Origin of the sequence: Streptomyces sp. NPDC048370 (assembly GCF_043200825.1) — a bacterium.
GTDB lineage: Bacteria > Actinomycetota > Actinomycetes > Streptomycetales > Streptomycetaceae > Streptomyces.
Window position 1 is genome coordinate 83,335 of sequence record NZ_JBICYI010000022.1, and the last position, 16,675, is coordinate 100,009.

The 16,675-nt window shown below is 71.5% G+C and carries 18 protein-coding genes; 11 read left to right on the forward strand and 7 right to left on the reverse strand.

Going from position 1 to position 16,675, the window contains the following annotated elements:
* Positions 1 to 12: 12 nt before the first annotated feature.
* Positions 13 to 1,977, reverse strand: a complete 1,965-nt coding sequence (locus tag ACGFYP_RS33300; RefSeq protein ID WP_393501626.1) for an APC family permease — start codon at positions 1,975 to 1,977, stop codon at positions 13 to 15.
* A gap of 79 nt (positions 1,978 to 2,056) precedes the next feature.
* Between ACGFYP_RS33300 and ACGFYP_RS33305 the strand changes: the two genes are divergently transcribed.
* On the forward strand, positions 2,057 to 2,443 hold the full coding sequence (locus ACGFYP_RS33305; protein ID WP_393501687.1) for a MerR family transcriptional regulator: 387 nt from the start codon (positions 2,057 to 2,059) through the stop codon (positions 2,441 to 2,443).
* 192 nt (positions 2,444 to 2,635) lie between these two features.
* Here ACGFYP_RS33305 and ACGFYP_RS33310 read toward each other — a convergent pair whose 3' ends face one another.
* Positions 2,636 to 3,502, reverse strand: a complete 867-nt coding sequence (locus tag ACGFYP_RS33310; RefSeq protein ID WP_393501628.1) for an ABC transporter substrate-binding protein — start codon at positions 3,500 to 3,502, stop codon at positions 2,636 to 2,638.
* 250 nt (positions 3,503 to 3,752) lie between these two features.
* On the opposite strand from ACGFYP_RS33310, the gene ACGFYP_RS33315 reads away from it, so the two are divergent.
* Together ACGFYP_RS33315 and ACGFYP_RS33320 are read left to right on the forward strand one after the other, a co-directional pair.
* The gene (locus tag ACGFYP_RS33315) at positions 3,753 to 3,998 is read left to right on the forward strand and encodes a hypothetical protein (protein WP_393501630.1); all 246 of its coding nucleotides are present in this window, start codon (positions 3,753 to 3,755) and stop codon (positions 3,996 to 3,998) included.
* A gap of 145 nt (positions 3,999 to 4,143) precedes the next feature.
* A complete protein-coding gene (locus ACGFYP_RS33320; protein ID WP_393501632.1) occupies positions 4,144 to 5,016 on the forward strand; it encodes a DUF6597 domain-containing transcriptional factor in 873 nt (290 codons plus the stop codon).
* Between the two features lie 36 nt (positions 5,017 to 5,052).
* On the opposite strand, the gene ACGFYP_RS33325 is transcribed toward ACGFYP_RS33320, so the two are convergent.
* The gene (locus tag ACGFYP_RS33325; protein ID WP_393501634.1) at positions 5,053 to 5,505 is read right to left on the reverse strand and encodes a GNAT family N-acetyltransferase; all 453 of its coding nucleotides are present in this window, start codon (positions 5,503 to 5,505) and stop codon (positions 5,053 to 5,055) included.
* Between the two features lie 278 nt (positions 5,506 to 5,783).
* Between ACGFYP_RS33325 and ACGFYP_RS33330 the strand changes: the two genes are divergently transcribed.
* Positions 5,784 to 6,641, forward strand: coding sequence for an NAD(P)H-binding protein (locus ACGFYP_RS33330; protein WP_393501636.1), 858 nt, complete (start codon positions 5,784 to 5,786; stop codon positions 6,639 to 6,641).
* Between the two features lie 138 nt (positions 6,642 to 6,779).
* Positions 6,780 to 7,517, forward strand: coding sequence for a Mut7-C RNAse domain-containing protein (locus tag ACGFYP_RS33335; protein ID WP_393501638.1), 738 nt, complete (start codon positions 6,780 to 6,782; stop codon positions 7,515 to 7,517).
* A gap of 45 nt (positions 7,518 to 7,562) precedes the next feature.
* On the opposite strand, the gene ACGFYP_RS33340 is transcribed toward ACGFYP_RS33335, so the two are convergent.
* Positions 7,563 to 8,048 carry a MarR family winged helix-turn-helix transcriptional regulator gene (locus ACGFYP_RS33340; protein WP_361964640.1) on the reverse strand — a complete coding sequence of 162 codons (486 nt, stop codon included), beginning with the start codon at positions 8,046 to 8,048 and terminating at the stop codon, positions 7,563 to 7,565.
* 32 nt (positions 8,049 to 8,080) lie between these two features.
* Positions 8,081 to 8,641: a TetR family transcriptional regulator gene (locus ACGFYP_RS33345; protein ID WP_361964642.1), complete on the reverse strand. Its 561-nt coding sequence runs from the start codon at positions 8,639 to 8,641 to the stop codon at positions 8,081 to 8,083.
* Positions 8,642 to 8,769: 128 nt separating this feature from the next.
* On the opposite strand from ACGFYP_RS33345, the gene ACGFYP_RS33350 reads away from it, so the two are divergent.
* Positions 8,770 to 10,149 carry an FAD-dependent monooxygenase gene (locus ACGFYP_RS33350; RefSeq protein ID WP_393501641.1) on the forward strand — a complete coding sequence of 460 codons (1,380 nt, stop codon included), beginning with the start codon at positions 8,770 to 8,772 and terminating at the stop codon, positions 10,147 to 10,149.
* Between the two features lie 69 nt (positions 10,150 to 10,218).
* Here ACGFYP_RS33350 and ACGFYP_RS33355 read toward each other — a convergent pair whose 3' ends face one another.
* Positions 10,219 to 10,689: a hypothetical protein gene (locus ACGFYP_RS33355; RefSeq protein WP_361964646.1), complete on the reverse strand. Its 471-nt coding sequence runs from the start codon at positions 10,687 to 10,689 to the stop codon at positions 10,219 to 10,221.
* 75 nt (positions 10,690 to 10,764) lie between these two features.
* Here ACGFYP_RS33355 and ACGFYP_RS33360 point away from each other — a divergent pair, with 75 nt between their 5' ends.
* Positions 10,765 to 11,100 (forward strand): YnfA family protein, encoded by a 336-nt coding sequence (locus tag ACGFYP_RS33360; RefSeq protein ID WP_361964648.1) that lies wholly within the window; start codon positions 10,765 to 10,767, stop codon positions 11,098 to 11,100.
* Between the two features lie 62 nt (positions 11,101 to 11,162).
* Positions 11,163 to 11,927: an SDR family NAD(P)-dependent oxidoreductase gene (locus tag ACGFYP_RS33365; protein WP_393501690.1), complete on the forward strand. Its 765-nt coding sequence runs from the start codon at positions 11,163 to 11,165 to the stop codon at positions 11,925 to 11,927.
* Positions 11,928 to 12,076: 149 nt separating this feature from the next.
* Here ACGFYP_RS33365 and ACGFYP_RS33370 read toward each other — a convergent pair whose 3' ends face one another.
* The gene (locus ACGFYP_RS33370) at positions 12,077 to 13,270 is read right to left on the reverse strand and encodes an RtcB family protein (protein WP_393501644.1); all 1,194 of its coding nucleotides are present in this window, start codon (positions 13,268 to 13,270) and stop codon (positions 12,077 to 12,079) included.
* Between the two features lie 174 nt (positions 13,271 to 13,444).
* Between ACGFYP_RS33370 and ACGFYP_RS33375 the strand changes: the two genes are divergently transcribed.
* The 3 genes from ACGFYP_RS33375 to ACGFYP_RS33385 all read left to right on the forward strand — a co-directional run bounded on the left by ACGFYP_RS33375 (position 13,445) and on the right by ACGFYP_RS33385 (position 16,655).
* The gene (locus ACGFYP_RS33375; RefSeq protein WP_393501646.1) at positions 13,445 to 14,350 is read left to right on the forward strand and encodes a DUF3558 domain-containing protein; all 906 of its coding nucleotides are present in this window, start codon (positions 13,445 to 13,447) and stop codon (positions 14,348 to 14,350) included.
* Between the two features lie 118 nt (positions 14,351 to 14,468).
* Positions 14,469 to 15,194 (forward strand): DUF3558 domain-containing protein, encoded by a 726-nt coding sequence (locus tag ACGFYP_RS33380; protein ID WP_361964654.1) that lies wholly within the window; start codon positions 14,469 to 14,471, stop codon positions 15,192 to 15,194.
* A 165-nt stretch (positions 15,195 to 15,359) separates the two neighbouring features.
* Positions 15,360 to 16,655, forward strand: a complete 1,296-nt coding sequence (locus tag ACGFYP_RS33385) for a DUF2637 domain-containing protein (protein WP_393501648.1) — start codon at positions 15,360 to 15,362, stop codon at positions 16,653 to 16,655.
* Positions 16,656 to 16,675 lie beyond the last annotated feature (20 nt).

The window sequence follows — 16,675 nt, forward strand, 5'->3', positions numbered from 1 at the left end:
CCCTGGGTCCCACTACCCCTCCTTGTCACGGGCGGCGGCGGCTCGCGCGCGCTCGGCGGCCAGTTCGCGGGCGGAGGCGAGCCGGTACGGAACGTCGATGACGACGACGTTCTTCATGAACAACAGCCGGGCCTTGAGCCGTAGCGCGCTCTGGTTGTGCAGCGGCTGCTCCCACCAGTGCCCGACGACGTACTCCGGGATGACGACCGACACCACCGAGTCCCCGGTCCGCTCGGGCGCCTCCCGGATGTGGCGCAGGACCGGCTGGACGATGGAGCGGTACGGGGAGCTGAGCACCCGCAGCGGTACGTCGATGCCGTGGGCGTCCCAGGTGGCGCGGAGCACCTCCGCCTCCGCGGGGTCCTCGGCGACGGTGACCGCCGTCAGTGAGGCGGGGCGCAGGGTCTTGGCGTAGGAGAGCGCCCTCAGGCTCGGCGCGTTGACGGAGGCCACCAGGACCATGACGTGGTTCTCGGAGAGCGGGTGGGGGCGGGCGTCGGCCGGGACGGCGACCTCGGCGGCGACGGTCTCGTAGTGCCGGCGCACCCCCTTCATGCCGGCGAAGAGCACGGGCATGGCGATGACGACGATCCAGGCGCCGTGCGTGAACTTGGTGATCAGCACGATGACGAGGACGACGGCCGTGAGGCAGGCGCCGAAGGCGTTGATGGCGAGGCGGCGCAGGATGTGGATCCGGTTCGCGGCGCCTTCCGGGGTGGCGAGTTCTCGCCGCCAGTGCTTGACCATGCCCGCCTGGGACAGGGTGAAGGAGACGAAGACTCCGATGATGTAGAGCTGGATGAGGCGGGTGAGGTTGGCGTCGAAGGCGACGATCAGGGCGATGGCGGCGAGGGAGAGCAGGACGACGCCGTTGGAGTAGACGAGCCGGTCACCGCGGTGGAAGAGCTGGCGGGGCGCGTAGCGGTCGCGGCCGAGGACGGAGGCGAGCATGGGGAAGCCGTTGAAGGCGGTGTTGGCCGCCATGATCAGGACGGCGGCGGTGACGGCCTGGAGCAGGTAGAAGAGGAAGTGCCAGCTGCCGAAGGTGGCGCGGCCGATCTGGGCGAGCGCGGTGGGCATCGCGGTGCCGGGGGCGAGCCCGAGCTCGGTCGGGTCCTCGGCGACGTGCACCTCGTAGATCATGGCGAGGGTGGTGATCCCGAAGAACATCGTCACGGCGAAGGCGCCCATGATCGCGAGGGTGGTGGCCGCGTTGCGGCTCTTGGGCTTCGCGAACGCCGGTACGCCGTTGCTGATGGCCTCGACACCGGTCAGGGCCGTACAGCCGGAGGCGAAGGCGCGCATGGCGAGCAGCACGAGCGCGAGGCCCGCGTAGCTGGATTCGGCGTGGACGGGCAGGTCGGAGGATTCGGCGCGGATCGTCGCCCCGGTCGCCATCCGGACGGCCGCGACGGCGAACATGAGGTAGATGGTGGCGATGAAGGCGTACGTCGGGATGGCGAAGTAGCGCCCCGACTCGCGGACACCGCGCAGATTGAGCCAGGCCAGGATCACCACGAACGCGACGGACAGGCCGACCGCGGATCCGTCGAGCGCGGGCACGGCCGAGGTGATGGCCGCGACGCCCGAGACGATCGAGACGGCGACGGTCATCACGTAGTCGATGAGCAGGGCGCTGGCGGCGGTGAGCGCGGCGGTCTGGCCGAGGTTCTCGGCGGAGACGACGTAGGCCCCGCCGCCGCCCGGGTAGGCGTAACAGGTCTGCCGGTAGGAGGCGACGACGACCAGGAGCAGGATGACGATCGCGACCGCCGCGTACCAGGCCAGATGGAGTACGGCGAGTCCGCCGAGCGCGAGGATCAGCAGGATCTCCTCGGTGGCGTACGCGACGGAGGAGAGCGGGTCGCTGCAGAAGATCGGCAGGGCGAGCCGCTTGGGCAGCAGGGTCTCGCCGAGCCGGCCGCTGTCCAATGGCCGTCCCACCAGCAGGCGTTTCGCCGCACTTCCAGCTCTCATAAGTGCTGAAGTTAGGACAAATGACTTCAGGGTGCGCGCAAGCCGCGCGGGAAGGACGGGCGCCGTGAGCAGACTGCGCATGGCCGGCGAACCCATGCAGATCGGCGAGGTAGCCGCACGGACGGACATGTCCCTGCGGACCATCCGCCAGTACGAGGACAGCGGCCTCGTCGTCCCCTCCGCCTCGTCGCCGGGCGGCTTCCCGCTCTACACGGACGCGGACGTCGACCGGCTGATGGTGATCCGCCGGATGAAGCCCCTGGGCTTCACGATCGACGAGACCCGCGATCTCCTCAGAGCGGTGGACCGCCTCGCGGACCCCCACCTCACCCCCACCGACCGCACCACCCTCCTCGCCCGAGTCCGCCACTACGAACAAGCCGCCACAGAACGCGTGGCCGAACTCCGCGCCCAACTGGCAAGAGCAGAAGAATTCGCGGGCTCCCTACGGGCGAGGCTGGGGTAACGCGGGCCGCTACGACCGGGACCGCCGCGGCCCGCGTTGTGGGCGGGTGCCCCCCAGGACGAAGTCCTAGGGGGAGGGTGGGCACAGCCCACGGGGGCGGTGCCCGTCCCAGAACCGTTCGGCCCAGGCCCCGCCCCGGGGGCCGCGCGCGCCTCCGGGGTGCCCCGGGCCCGGGGCAGGGCAGGACACGGGCTACCCGCGGAGCGCCTCCGCAAGCTCCAGGAAGAACGCGGCGTACGCCACCGCACTCGGCGGCGTCTCCGGATTCCAAGGCGCCACCCGCGCACCGCCCGCACCCCCCGCAGGCCCCGCAGGCCCCGCAGGCCCCGGCCCCGGCCCGACCGCATTCGCGCGGCTGTCGTACAGCACGAGCCCCGGCTCCAACGCCGCCACCCGCCCCCAGTCCGCCGTGAGCCAGTTCGCCCCGGGCCCGGGGCCGGGATCCACCAACCGCACCCCCAGCTCAGCCAGCCGCGCCAGCTCGGGCCACGCATGCGGCCGAGCAAGGTGGACCTGGTCCGGCCCGGCCCCGGAGAGCGCGAGCACACCGACGTCCACCCCCGCGGCAGCGTCCCGCAAGGCCGCCTCGGCGGAAGCCACAAGACCGGCGGAAGCCGCAAGATCAGCGCCACCACCCAGCGCCGACGCCAACTCCCCGAACCGCCCGATGACCGCGCCGAGCGTCAACTCGTTCCCGACCGAGAGCGCCACCACCGGCACCCCCAGCCGCTCCGCGACCCCCTCGTCCAGCGCGTACGCGCTCTTCCCGTCGTACGTGACGTCGACGATCAGCTCCGGACCCACCCCCCGCAGCCGCGCCTCGTCCAGGGCCCGCCCCGGCCCCAGGTACGGGACTCCGGCCGATTCCAGCCGCCCCGCCTTCACCGGGTCGAGGGCGTCGCCGTCGTGCCCGGAGCCGTACACCGCGACCGGCGTCACCCCCAGGTCGAGCAGCGCGGCCCCCGCCCGTACATAGGCCACCACCCTCGCCGGCGTACGTACGGCCTCCAGCGCCGTACCCCTGTCGTCGGTGAACCCCCACGCCCTCGCGTCCGACATGCGGCTGCTCCCTCCCCGGCCGAAACCTGCCTGTCCCGACACCTTGGGGCGCTTCACCGACCCGCACAAGAGGGCCTCCGGCCCACCGGTACCGGCCGGGACCTAGGTCCCGGACCCCCCTGCCGAAAGTCCCCCATGGTGGTGTTAACTGAACAGGTCGGGAGGAAGCAGCAGGAATCGTCAGCGCCGTGCGCGCGCGCCGTCTGCCAGGGCGCGTTTCCGTACCGGCCCTCGCTCCCCGGAGTCAGCCATGTCGTCCTTGCCCGGCCAGTTCTCGGACCCCCGCGTGATCACCCTCGTCGGACTGCTCGCCGTATCCACGGCCGCCTGGGTCGCGCTGAGCCTGCGCTCCCGCGCCCGCCGCGCGCGGGCGGCGGCGCCCCTGGAGCGGGTCTGGCACCCCCACGAGACGGTGTCGCTGACCCCGGCCGAGGAGGACGCGTTCGGCCAGGTCGTCTCCCGCCTCTCGGTGGGCTCCGCAGGCCGCCTGCGCTGAGCGGGGCGGGGCGACGAGGAGAGGCGGGCGACGCGCCGAGGCGAGGCGAGCCGGGGTGACGAGGCGAGGCATGAACGGAGCCGTGCGCCCCGCCCTCCCACCTCACGCCCCCCCACTGTCCGAGAGCACCCCTAGGCTCCGCGCCATGACTCCTTCCGGTCCACGCCGCGACACCCGGGGAATCGTCGACGGCGCCGAACTCCTCACCCGCGTCCGGTTCCGCCGTCATGATCCGGCGCCGGAGCTGCGCCCGTACCTGGAGCACTACTGGTTCATCGACTGGAACCTCTCCGAGCCGTACGCGAGCCACGTCGTCCCGCATCCGTCGGTGAACATCGTCTTCCAGCGATACCGGAACCCGGACGGACACTCGGACGGGCACTCGGACGGGACCGAGGAGACGACCTTCGCGGAGGTCTCCGGGATCGGGCTCGAACTGTTCACGAAGAAGCTCACTGGCGTCGGCCGGGTCTGCGGCGTGCAGTTCCGGCCTGGCGGCTTCCGCCCCTTCGCCCCCGAACGGCCGGTGTCGGACTGGACCGGCCGACGCGTCCCGCTCGACGAGGTCTTCGCGGACGCCGACGCCGCCTCCGTGGCCGCCGTACTGGGCCCGGAGACCGACCACGCGCGCGTGGCGGCGCTCGACGCCTTCCTGCTCGCCCTCGGCCCCGCCCCCGATCCGCAGGCCACGCAGGCGATGGATCTGGTCGCCGTGGTCCGCACGGACCGGTCGATCCGCCGCGTGTCCGAACTGGCGGATGCGGCGGGTCTTTCGAGCCGGTCGCTCCAGCGGCTCTTCGCCACCTACGTGGGCGTCGGCCCGAAATGGGTCATCCTGCGCTACCGCATCCACGAGGCCCTCGAACGCGCCGAGGCGACCGGGACCGAGGGCTCCCCGGACTGGGCCGGGCTCGCGGCCGAGCTGGGCTACAGCGATCAGGCCCATCTCGTACGGGACTTCACGGCGACGGTCGGGGTACCACCCACCGCGTACGCCCGTCAGGTGTCGGAACCCTGACCTGGGCCTCTCGCCGCCCTAGGGCCTCTCGCCCCCCTAGGGCTTCTCGCTCTCCTGAGGCTTGAGCTCCTTGCTGAAGTGGAAGGCGACGATGTCGAGACGTTCGCGCAGGTAGAAGCGGTGGGCTCCGGTGCGGTGGGTGCCGGAGTCGAGGTTCAGCTCCAGGCAGCCCGCCTGGCGCGCGTGGTCCTCCAGGTGGGCCAGGAGCGCGTGGCCGACGCCGGTGGAACGGGTGTCGGCGGCGGTCACCAGGTCGTCGACGTAGAGCTTGCGGATGGAGCTGGTGTTGTCGATGATCCGCCAGCCGGCGGCGCCCACGCAGGTGTCGTCGTCCGCGTAGGCGGCGGTGAAGCGCAGCCCCTGGGCGCGGCCTCGCTCCTGCACCTCGCGGAAGAGCTCCGACGTGAGGTGGGGACGCAGTTCGAGCAGGACGGGGAGCAGGTCGGAGTCCAGACGCGGGTCACCGGGCTCAAGGTCGACGATCTTCATGCCGGGACGGTACCTCAGGGCTGCTGAGGGTCGACTCGAACCCGGCTCAGAGCCCCCCAAGGCCCCCCAAGGCCCCCCGATAGCCCCCTGAGGACCGGCCCGAGGACCCCGCCTCAGGGAGCCCCGCCCCAGGACCGGCGCAGGGCCGCCTCAGGGGGTCGCCCCAGGGTGGAATCAGGGTTGACGGGCGGCGCACCCTCGCGGATATTTATCTGCGTGACACAGATTCTTCTCTACGCAGTCGAATGCGTGGGGATCTCACCGAAGGAGCCCTTCACATGACCGTCCTCGTCACCGGCAGCCGCGGCCGCGTCGGCTCCACCCTCCTCGGGCTCCTGCACGGCGCGGGAGTCAAGGTCAGGGCCGCGTCCAAGAACCCCGCGGACCTCGCACCACCCGGCGGCATCGACATCGACACCGTCCGCTGCGACCTCTCCGACCCGGCGGACTTCGACGCAGCACTCGACGGCGTCGACTCCGTGTTCCTGTACGCGGAGGCCTCGCACATCGAGACCTTCCTCGCCCGGGCCCGCGCGGCCGGGGTCCAGCACATCGCCCTGCTCTCCTCCAGCTCCGTGCTCGCCCCGGACGCGGCGGAGAACCCGATCGCCGCCTCGCACCTGGCCGTCGAACGCGCCCTGGAGGCCGCGGCCGCCCGGGGCGACGTCGAGGCGACGCACCTCCAGCCGGGCGCCTTCGCGACCAACGCCCTGCAGTGGTCCTGGGCGATCAAGGCGGGGCGCCCGGTGGAGCTGCCCCACCCCGGTTCGCACGGTGACCCGATCCACGAGCGGGACGTCGCCGAGGCCGCGTTCGCCGTGCTGACCGAGCCCCGGCTGCGCGGCTCCTCGTATCTGCTGACCGGCCCGGAGTCGCTGACGTTCACCGAGCAGCTGGCGATACTCACCGAGGCGACGGGCCGCCCGGCGCCCTTCGTGCCGGTCACCCCGGAGCAGTGGAAGGCATCCGTCTCCGCCCACATTCCGGAGGCCTTCGCCGACGCCCTGCTCTCCTACTGGGCCTCGCACGACGGCCGCCCCGTGCCGCTGTCCGAGACCGTCCAGGAGCTGACCGGACACCCGGGGCGCACCTTCACCGAGTGGGCCACCGACCACGCGGAGGCCTTCCACCCGTAGACACCACCACCCACCTCCGCCCTCCCGACAACGACGCCGGCCCGGTGGCAGCACGGGCCGAAACCCTGGGCCGAGCACCGCGGGGCACGCGGCCGAAATACCTGGCCGCGCGGTGGGCCGCGGTGACATCCTGTCCCCGTGAACGGACCGGAGATCCAGATCAGTTTCGCCCCCGGCCTGCGGCTCTTCGTCTCGACGGAGCGGCGCGCGGGACGCACCCCCGTGACCACCGACGGCGCCTCGACGCTCGGCCATGTCGTGGAGTCGCTGGGCGTGCCGCTGACCGAGGCCGGCCGGATCCTGGTCGACGGACGCCCGGTGGGCGTGTCCCACATCCCGGCCGCAGGCGAGACGGTCGAGGTCGAGGACGTCGAGCGCCCGCAGGAGGTGCCCGGCGCCCCGCTCCGGTTCCTCCTCGACGTCCATCTGGGCACGCTCGCGCGGCGGTTGCGACTCCTCGGGGTCGACGCGGCGTACGAGAGCGAGGACATCGGCGACCCCGCGCTGGCGGCGCTCTCCGCACGGGAGCAGCGCGTGATGCTCTCCCGGGACCGGGGGCTGCTGCGCCGCAGGGAGCTGTGGGCGGGCGCCTATGTGTACAGCGACCAGCCCGACGACCAACTCCGTGACGTACTGGAGCGGTTCGCGCCGCCCCTGCGGCCCTGGACCCGCTGCACCGCCTGCAACGGGCCGCTGACCGACGCCGACAAGGACTCGGTGCGCGAGCGCCTGGAGCAGGGCACGGAGAAGACGTACGACGTCTTCGCCCGGTGCACGGAGTGCGAGCGGGTCTACTGGCGGGGCGCCCACCACGCCCACCTGGAGGCGATCGTCACCGACGCCCTGCGCGAGTTCGGCGGCGCGGCAACCCGCTGACCCGGGCCCCGGCCCAAGGGCCCGCCCGAGGCCCGGTACCGCCCGTCAGTCCAGGTCGCCCGTGCGCAGCCGCTCGACCTGGGCCGCGCTGAGCTCGACGGTCCGTCGCATATGGGCGATGAGCAGGGCGACTTCGGCGTCGCTGTACGCGTCGAACATGGTGCCCCAGGCGTCGTTGAGCCGCCGCCAGAAGGCGCCCAGCTCCGCCATCCGCTCCGGCACCACGGTGACCAGGACCCGCCGTCGGTCCTCGGAGTCCCGCTCGCGCGTGAGGTAGCCGGCCCGCTCCAGCCGGTCGACGAGCCGGGTCGCGGAGCCCGTGGTCAGCCCGGTGAGCTCGGCGATGCGGCCGGTGGTCACCGGGCCCGACTCCAGGGAGAGCAGGTTCAGGCACTGCACGTCGGTCGGGTGGAGCCGCAGATGGTCGGCGACGGCCTGGTTGAAGAGCGCGTAGGCGGCCATGTAGCGGCGGGACTCGTCGTACAGCTCGCTCATGAGACCGTCGCGCCGGCCGGAATTCTTCTGCGGCATGCAGAAAGTGTAAGGAGCAGGGGCCTGCGGGCCTACGGCTCCGGGTCCGTCAGGTAGCGCTGGACCGTCGGCCCCAGCCAGGCGACGACCTCGTCCGTGGACATCTCCACCGCGGGCGGCAGCCGCAGCACATAGCGGGTGAGCGCCATGCCGAGGATCTGCGAGGCGACCAGGGCGGCGCGGCGCGGAGCGTCCGCCGGGTCCGGGCAGACACCACGGGTGATCGGCCCGAGCTGCCCCGCGAAGATCTCCTGCATCCGCTCGACGCCCGCGGGGTTGGTGACCCCGACCCGCAGGAGCGCGGTCAGGACGTCGTCGCGCTCCCAGCGTTCGAGGAAGTGCGTGACCAGGACCGCGCCGATGTGCCGGGACGGCAGGGCGCCGAGCTCGGGCAGGTCCAGCTCGAAGTCGGACGCCGCGGTGAACAGCCCCTCCTTGCTGCCGTAGTAGCGCATCACCATCGACGGGTCGATTCCGGCGTCGCGGGCGATGGCCCGGATGGTGGCGCGGTCGTAGCCGTCGGACGCGAAGTGTTCGCGGGCGGCTTCGAGGATCGCGGCGCGCGTGGCGTCGGAGCGGCGGGCGGTCGTCATGCCAACAACTGTAGGCCAACGAGTGTTGACGCACCAGACCGAACGGCTCTACCGTTGCCAACAAGCGTTGACCAACACCCGTTGGCCAACGACCGTTGATGGCGCACGCACCCCAGCAGGAGGCTGCCATGAACCACCTCGACACGGACGTCCTCGTCGTAGGCGCGGGCCCCACCGGAATGCTCCTCGCCGGCGACCTCGCCGCCGCGGGCCTCCGCGTCACGCTCCTCGAACGCCGCCCCGCCGGCATCAGCAACATGACCCGGGCCTTCGCCGTGCACGCCCGCACCCTGGAGCAGCTCGACGCCCGCGGCCTCGCCGACGAACTCGTCGCGACCGGCACCCCCCTCAGCCGGCTACGGATCTTCGGCCGCCCCGCCCTCGACCTGTCCCGCCTGCCCTCCCGCTTCCCGTACCTCCTCGTCACCCCGCAGTACGAAGTCGAGCGCGTCCTCGAACGCCGCGCGCGGTCCACAGGTGTGGACGTCCGGTACGGCACGGAACTGCGCGGACTCGACCAGGACACCGACCGGGTCACCGCCGAGATCACCGGCCCTGACGGCACCCCCACCACCCTCCACGCCCACTATCTCGTCGGCACCGACGGCGTCCGCAGCGCCGTCCGGACCGCGCTCGGCCTGCCCTTCCCCGGCACGGCCGTGATCCGCTCCCTCGTCCTCGCCGACGTCCGCCTCGCCGAGGAGCCCGAAGACCTGCTCCGCGTCAACGGAGCGGACGACGCCTTCGCCTTCATCGCCCCCTTCGGCGACGGCTGGTACCGCGTCATGGGCTGGAACCGCGCCCGCCAGGTCCCGGACACCGAACCCGTCGACCTCGACGAGCTCCGCGAGATCACCCGTCTCGCCTTCGGCACGGACTACGGCATGCACGACGCCCGCTGGATCTCCCGCTTCCACAGCGACGAACGCCAGGCCCCCGCCTATCGCGTCGGCCGCGTCCTCCTCGCCGGCGACGCCGCCCACGTCCACTCCCCCGCCGGCGGCCAAGGCATGAACACCGGCCTCCAGGACGCCGCCAACCTCTCCTGGAAGCTCGCCGCCGTCCTCCACGGCGACGCCCCCGACCCCGACGCCCTGCTCGACAGCTACCAGGCCGAACGTCACCCCGTCGGCGCGGCGGTGCTCCGCAGCAGCGGCGCCATCATCCGCCTCGCCATGGCCCGCGGCCCCCTGCTGCGCACCGCCCGCACCCTCGCCGCACAGCTGCTCACCAAGGTGCCACCCGTCTCCGCCAAGGCGACGGGCATGATCAGCGGCATCGGCATCTCCTACGGCCGGGCCCACCGACGCGTCCCCGACCTGAGACTGCGCGAAGGCAGGCTCTACGAACTGCTGCGCGCGGGCGAGTTCGTCCTCATCGCCCCCGAAGGCACCACACCCGGACTCCCCGCCGCCCCCACCACACCGGCCCGCCTCGTCCGGGCCACCTGGGCCGACCCCACCCTCCGCACGACACTCCTGGTCCGCCCCGACAGCTACACGTACTGACCGTGCGTGCGGCACCGCCGGGCGCACGGACGCGGCTCGGACGCGCCTCGGGCGCGGCTCGGACGCGCCTCAGAAGACGTACGGATCACCCGTGGCCAGCACGAGAACGCGATGCCGGTCGTTCCGGGGATTCCCGTCGGCGGTCCCGTCCGTCCACATCGTGGAGATGTCGACGGTCACCTCGTCCGGAGACGCCGCCATCCGCAGGTCCAGCGCCAGTTCCTCCACCAGGCCCGCGGCCCGCAGCTCACCCGTACGGCAGACCACCACCCGGTCGCTCCCCCAGAGGCAGGACGGCGGCAGCTCCTGCCCACCCGCCATCGGCTCGGAGAACGCCAGCCTCACCGTCGCCTGGGACACGTCCGACGGCCCGTGGTTCTCGCTCACCAACCAGACCCCGATCCGCCCCTCCCACAAGGAGAGATGGCCATGATGGGCCAGATCGGCCTCCGCCCCCGCAGCACGGGCACCCACACCCGTCCCGACCACCACCACGGCCGCGAGAACCACACCGAGCAGACCTCTGCGCATCGCACTCATAGCCAGAAGATACCGACGAATCGGCACATAGTCTGACTATCCATCAGTCAGCGTGTCCCGTGGCACCCTGAGCCCATGCTCATCGCACGGTCCGCAGCCCTCTTCGCCGTCGCCGCTCTCTTCGAGATCGGAGGCGCCTGGCTGGTCTGGCAGGGCGTCCGCGAACACCGCGGCTGGATCTGGATCGGCGCCGGTGTCGCGGCCCTCGGCATCTACGGCTTCGTCGCCACCCTCCAGCCCGACGCCGAATTCGGCCGCATCCTCGCCGCCTACGGCGGTGTCTTCGTCGCCGGATCCATCGCCTGGGGCATGGTCGCCGACGGGTACCGCCCCGACCGCTGGGACATCACCGGAGCCCTGATCTGCCTGGCCGGCATGGCCGTGATCATGTACGCCCCCCGCGGCCGCTGATCCCCCGGACCTATCCTGACCGAGCGATCGACACAATCGACCACATGCGCGAGGAGCACGTCATGACCGCCGCCGGTACCCCCATCGCCGTCGTCACCGGAGCGAGCAGCGGCATCGGCGCCGCCACCGCCAGGCAACTCGCCGCCGCCGGATACCGCGTGGTCCTCACCGCCCGCCGCAAGGACCGCATCGAGGCCCTCGCCGCCGAACTCAACGAGGCCGGCCACCAGGCCACGTCGTACGCCCTCGACGTCACCGACCGCGAAGCCGTCCAGACCTTCGCGACCGCCTTCCGGACGATCTCCGTCCTCGTCAACAACGCCGGCGGTGCCCTCGGCGCCGACCCCGTCGCCACCGGCGACCCCGCCGACTGGCGCGAGATGTACGAGGTCAACGTCATCGGCACGCTCAACGTCACCCAGGCCCTGCTGCCCGCCCTCACCGCGAGCGGCGACGGCACGGTCGTGATCCTCTCCTCCACCGCCGGCCACACCACCTACGAAGGCGGCGGCGGGTACGTCGCCGCGAAGAACGGCGCCCGCGTCCTCGCCGAGACCCTCCGCCTGGAGATCGTCGGCACGCCCGTCCGGGTCATCGAGATCGCCCCCGGCATGGTCAAGACGGACGAGTTCGCCACCACCCGCTTCCGCGGCGACACCGAGAAGGCCGCCAAGGTCTACGCGGGCGTGGCCGAACCCCTCACCGCCGACGACGTGGCCGACACCATCACCTGGGCGTGCACCCGCCCTCCGCACGTCAACATCGACCTCCTCGTCGTCCGCCCCCGCGCCCAGGCCTCCAACACCAAGGTCCACCGCGAACTCTGAGCACCCGCCCGCCGCGAGGCGCGAGAACGCGAGGAAAGGGCCGGTGCGCGCAGCACCGGCCCCTTCCCTCCCCCGACCTCCGCCCACAGCCTCCGGACACGGACAACCGCCGACAGCCCCCGGAACGCTCCCGCGAAGAACGCGGGCCGTCAGCCCTTCACGCAGATGACCTGCTTCAGCTTGGCGACGACCTCGACCAGGTCCCGCTGCTGCTCCATGACCTTCTCGATCGGCTTGTACGCACCCGGGATCTCGTCCACGACACCGGAGTCCTTACGGCACTCCACGCCCCGCGTCTGCTCCTCCAGGTCCCGCGTCGAGAAGCGCTTCTTCGCCGCGCTCCGGCTCATCTTCCGGCCCGCGCCGTGCGAGGCGGAGTTGAAGGACGCCTCGTTGCCGAGCCCCTTCACGATGTACGAACCGGTGCCCATCGAGCCCGGGATGATCCCGAAGTCGCCGGAGCCGGCCCGGATCGCACCCTTACGGGTGACCAGCAGGTCCATGCCCTCGTACCGCTCCTCCGCCACGTAGTTGTGGTGGCAGGAGATGACCGGATCGAAGGTCACCTTCGCCTTGCGGAACTCCCGGCGGACGACCTCCTGGAAGAGCGCCATCATGATCGCGCGGTTGTACTTCGCGTACTCCTGCGCCCAGAAGAGATCGTTGCGGTAGGCCCCCATCTGCGGGGTGTCCGCGACGAAGACCGCCAGGTCACGGTCGACGAGACCCTGGTTGTGCGGCAGCTTCTGCGCCTCGCCGATGTGGTACTCGGCGAGCTCCTTGCCGATGTTCCGCGACCCGGAGTGCAGCATCAGCCAGACCGCACCCGACTCGTCCAGACAGAACTCGACGAAGTGGTTGCCCGATCCCAGCGTTCCCATCTGCTTCGTGGCCCGCTCATGACGGAACTTGACCGATTCCGCGATCCCGTCGAAGCGCGACCAGAAGTCGTCCCACCCCGCCGTCGGGAACTTGAACAGCCGCGCGGGGTCCACCTCGTCCCGGTGCATCCCGCGCCCCACCGGAATCGCCTGCTCGATCTTCGACCGCAGCCGCGACAGATCCCCCGGCAGGTCGTTCGCCGTCAGCGACGTCTTCACCGCCGACATGCCACAGCCGATGTCCACACCCACCGCCGCAGGACACACCGCCCCGCGCATCGCGATCACCGAGCCGACCGTCGCGCCCTTGCCGTAATGCACGTCCGGCATCACGGCCAGGCCCTTGATCCACGGGAGGGTGGCCACGTTGTGGAGCTGGCGCATCGCACCGTCGTCGATCATGGAAGGATCGGTCCACATCCGGATGGGCACCTTCGCACCCGGTACCTCTACATACGACATACTTCCTCAATTCCCCCAAAAAGCCTGATAACGCAAAAACCGGCTCCAAGGCCCGTACAGGTGACAACGGACCGGCATCAACGGCAGCGCGTGCGATAGACATTGTGTCCACCGACCGGTCTCCGGCGGCAAAGGGTTTTCGGGGAAGTCTTCGGGAGAAGGGAGCCTGGGAGCGTGCAGCGACAGGCGTACGTACCCGGACTGGCAGCGCTCGGCGCGGCCCTCGTCCTGGGGCTCACCGGATGCTCCGCCGGCAGCGGGTCCGGCACCGACAACGTCGACTCCAAGGCCGGCCCCGCCTCCGCCGCCGCTCCCCCCGGCCGCTACCGCACGCTCTTCGAGCCCTGCGGCGCCGTCCCCCAGAACACCCTCCGCGACCTGCTCCCCGGCGCCACCCAGCTCCCCGACGACGAGCGGGACGCGGCCTACCGCGGCAGCGCCGCCGTCACGTACGACACCGACCGCCGGGTCGGCTGCAGCTGGAAGTCCGACACACCCGACGCCATGCACCGGCTGCGGATCGACATCGAGCGGGTGGTGTCGTACGACCCGACCGTGAGCGACGACGACCGCGCGCAGGAGGTGTTCTCCCACAAGCAGATCGCGGCGAACCTCCCCCAGCCGCCCCCGAGCCCGACCGGGACCACCCCGAGCGGCTCGGCGAGCGGCTCGGCGACGGAGACGGGCACGGGCACCGCCACGGCGCCCGGCAGCCCGAGCGCCACGGCGAGCGGCGGCCCGAGCGGCCCGAGCGGAGCCACGACGCCCCCCGCCGCTCCCCCCGGGACGTCCACCGGAGGAGCGCCCAACGGCACCCCCTCCGGCACGCCCACCACCGGCCTGGAGCCCCGCGTCCTGGAGGGCCTCGGCCAGGTCGCGTTCCTCGACGACGCGCTCAGCGCGGGGGGAGCGAACGGCCGGCACCGCACCGTGAGCGTGGTGTTCCGCACATCCAACGTGATCGTGACGGTCGAGTACGTGGAGCAGACGACGGGTTCCGCGGACGCCCCCGACAGCCAGGAACTGCAGGAAAAGGCCCGGAACCTGGCCCGGCTGCTCGCCGAGCGCCTGGAGGAGTAGCGGTCCCGCAGTCGTTCGGACCCACTCCGTGACCGCTCCCGGACCACGTAACGTGTCGGCGTACTCCCTCCCGACCGCACCCGGAATCCGGACCGTACGACAAGCGACTGAAGGAACCATGCACCGATCAGCCCCGCGACTCACCCGCATACTCGCCTGCGCAGCCGTCCCGGTGATGCTCGTCGTCGCCGGCTGCTCCTCGGACTCCGACAGTGGTTCGGGCTCGCCGGACAAGGGCAAGGGTTCGGCGTCGTCGGCGCCGAGCGCCGCGCAGTCGACGAAGTCGGTCGCGCCCGCGAAGTTCGCGAAGCTGCCCGACGTCTGCAAGTCGATCACCGAGAAGACCACCGCGAGCCTGGTGCCGAAGGCGAAGGCGAAGAACGGTACGGCGGCGGCGTCCAGCGACGTCGAGAGCCGGGGCGGCTGCTCGTGGAACGGTCTGGACGACAAGGGCGTCAAGGGCTCGCAGTACCGCTGGCTCGACGTCTCCTTCTACCGCTACGCGTCGGACGCCTCCCTCGGCAGCGGCGAGGAGCGTGCCCAGGACAACTTCGCCAAGGAGCTGGCCAAGCTCCAGGCGACCGCGGGCGCGAAGAAGATCCGTACCGCGGACGCGTCGGGCATCGGCGACCAGTCGAAGACCGTGGCGTACGAGCTGAAGAAGACGGACGAGGACTTCAAGTACGTCTCGGTCGTCGCCCGCACGGGCAACGTGCTGGTGCTGCTCACGTACAACGGCGCCGGCTACGCGGGCGCGGACGCGCCCTCGGACAAGACGGTGATGGACGGCGCGGTGAAGGCCTCCAAGGAGGCGGTCGCGGCGGTCGCCGCGGCCAACAAGTAGACCGACCCAGTAGGACCGAACGCGTAGGCCAGGAGCCGACGGGCGTCGCGTACACCCGTATTTGCACGTGTTTTCGAGGAGCCTGTCCCTCCCCCGGGGGCCGGGCTCCTCGCGCATGTGCCACGCTGTGCCCGCGAGATGTGGATTGACGGGAGGGGATCGCGGGTGGCCGCGGTGCAGCTGACACGCACGCACAAGGTGCTGATCGGTGTGGTGATCGCCGGTGCGGTGATCATCGCCGGTATCGGTTTCGCGGGTTCGTACGCAGCTGTGCGCGAGCTCGCCGTGGAGAAGGGCTTCGGCGACTTCTCGTACTTCTTCCCGATCGGCATCGACGCGGGCATCTGTGTGCTCCTCGCACTCGACCTGCTGCTGACCTGGATCCGGATCCCCTTCCCGCTGCTGCGTCAGACCGCATGGGTGCTGACGGCGGCGACGATCGCCTTCAACGGCGCGGCCGCGTGGCCGGACCCGCTGGGCGTCGGCATGCACGCGGTGATCCCGGTGCTGTTCGTGGTCGCGGTGGAGGCCGCACGTCACGCGGTGGGCCGAATAGCCGACATCACCGCCGACAAGCACATGGAGGGCGTACGGCTGACGCGTTGGCTGCTGTCGCCGATTCCGACCTTCCGGCTGTGGCGGCGGATGAAGCTGTGGGAGCTGCGCTCGTACGAGCAGGTGATCAAGCTGGAGCAGGACCGGCTGATCTACCAGGCGCGGCTGCAGGCGCGGTTCGGCCGGGCGTGGCGCCGGAAGGCGCCGGTGGAGGCCCTGATGCCGCTACGGCTCGCGAAGTACGGTGTGCCGCTGTCGGAGACGGCCGCGGCCGGGCTCGCGGCAGCCGGTGTGGAGCCGGCTCTGCTGCCGCCGCAGCCGGTGGTCGCGCAGGCCGAGCCGCTGGCGGTGCCGGCGCAGACGGCGCCGCAGCTTCCGCAGGGCCAGGCCGGGTACCAGGTCCAGCAGCGGCACCAGCCGGGTCCGCGGCAGGAGCAGCACGAGCAGCTCGCCCCTCAGGAGCAGCTCGATCCTCAGGAGCTTCAGGAACCGAACCACGACAGCCCGTGGTTCCAGGCCCAGCAGCTGCCGCCGGAGGCGTACGAAGGGGCTTACGCTCCTCAGTTCGTCGAAGGCCTGGAGCCGACGCCGGTGGCGGTGCCCTACGGCCCCGACGAGCTCCCGATCCCCGACCCGCGCCAGGAGCAGGGCCCGGAGCAGTTCCAGGAGTACCCGGAGTACGTGGACCAGGATCCGCCCGTGGAGGAGTTCACGGAGGTGGCGTACAAGGCCCTGCTGACGTACTACGGGGACAACCAGCTCCCGCCGAGCGTCGAGCAGCTCGACATACTGCTGAGCGACCGGTACGGCGTCCAACACCCGCGCAGCGCTGCGCTGCTCCGGCAGTTGATGCCCGGGCTCAGGCAGCGCATGGAGCAGGAGCTCGCGGAGAACCACATCGCCTGACCCGGCGATCGGCCGCGATC

Excerpts from the sequence above, each read along its gene's own strand:
- ACGFYP_RS33300 (WP_393501626.1), bottom strand. The coding sequence starts at position 1,977 with ATGAGAGCTGGAAGTGCGGCGAAACGCCTGCTGGTGGGACGGCCATTG.
- ACGFYP_RS33305 (WP_393501687.1), top strand. The coding sequence starts at position 2,057 with ATGGCCGGCGAACCCATGCAGATCGGCGAGGTAGCCGCACGGACGGAC.
- ACGFYP_RS33310 (WP_393501628.1), bottom strand. The coding sequence starts at position 3,502 with ATGTCGGACGCGAGGGCGTGGGGGTTCACCGACGACAGGGGTACGGCG.
- ACGFYP_RS33315 (WP_393501630.1), top strand. The coding sequence starts at position 3,753 with ATGTCGTCCTTGCCCGGCCAGTTCTCGGACCCCCGCGTGATCACCCTC.
- ACGFYP_RS33320 (WP_393501632.1), top strand. The coding sequence starts at position 4,144 with ATGACTCCTTCCGGTCCACGCCGCGACACCCGGGGAATCGTCGACGGC.
- ACGFYP_RS33325 (WP_393501634.1), bottom strand. The coding sequence starts at position 5,505 with ATGAAGATCGTCGACCTTGAGCCCGGTGACCCGCGTCTGGACTCCGAC.
- ACGFYP_RS33330 (WP_393501636.1), top strand. The coding sequence starts at position 5,784 with ATGACCGTCCTCGTCACCGGCAGCCGCGGCCGCGTCGGCTCCACCCTC.
- ACGFYP_RS33340 (WP_361964640.1), bottom strand. The coding sequence starts at position 8,048 with ATGCCGCAGAAGAATTCCGGCCGGCGCGACGGTCTCATGAGCGAGCTG.
- ACGFYP_RS33345 (WP_361964642.1), bottom strand. The coding sequence starts at position 8,641 with ATGACGACCGCCCGCCGCTCCGACGCCACGCGCGCCGCGATCCTCGAA.
- ACGFYP_RS33350 (WP_393501641.1), top strand. The coding sequence starts at position 8,770 with ATGAACCACCTCGACACGGACGTCCTCGTCGTAGGCGCGGGCCCCACC.
- ACGFYP_RS33355 (WP_361964646.1), bottom strand. The coding sequence starts at position 10,689 with ATGAGTGCGATGCGCAGAGGTCTGCTCGGTGTGGTTCTCGCGGCCGTG.
- ACGFYP_RS33360 (WP_361964648.1), top strand. The coding sequence starts at position 10,765 with ATGCTCATCGCACGGTCCGCAGCCCTCTTCGCCGTCGCCGCTCTCTTC.
- ACGFYP_RS33365 (WP_393501690.1), top strand. The coding sequence starts at position 11,163 with ATGACCGCCGCCGGTACCCCCATCGCCGTCGTCACCGGAGCGAGCAGC.
- ACGFYP_RS33370 (WP_393501644.1), bottom strand. The coding sequence starts at position 13,270 with ATGTCGTATGTAGAGGTACCGGGTGCGAAGGTGCCCATCCGGATGTGG.
- ACGFYP_RS33380 (WP_361964654.1), top strand. The coding sequence starts at position 14,469 with ATGCACCGATCAGCCCCGCGACTCACCCGCATACTCGCCTGCGCAGCC.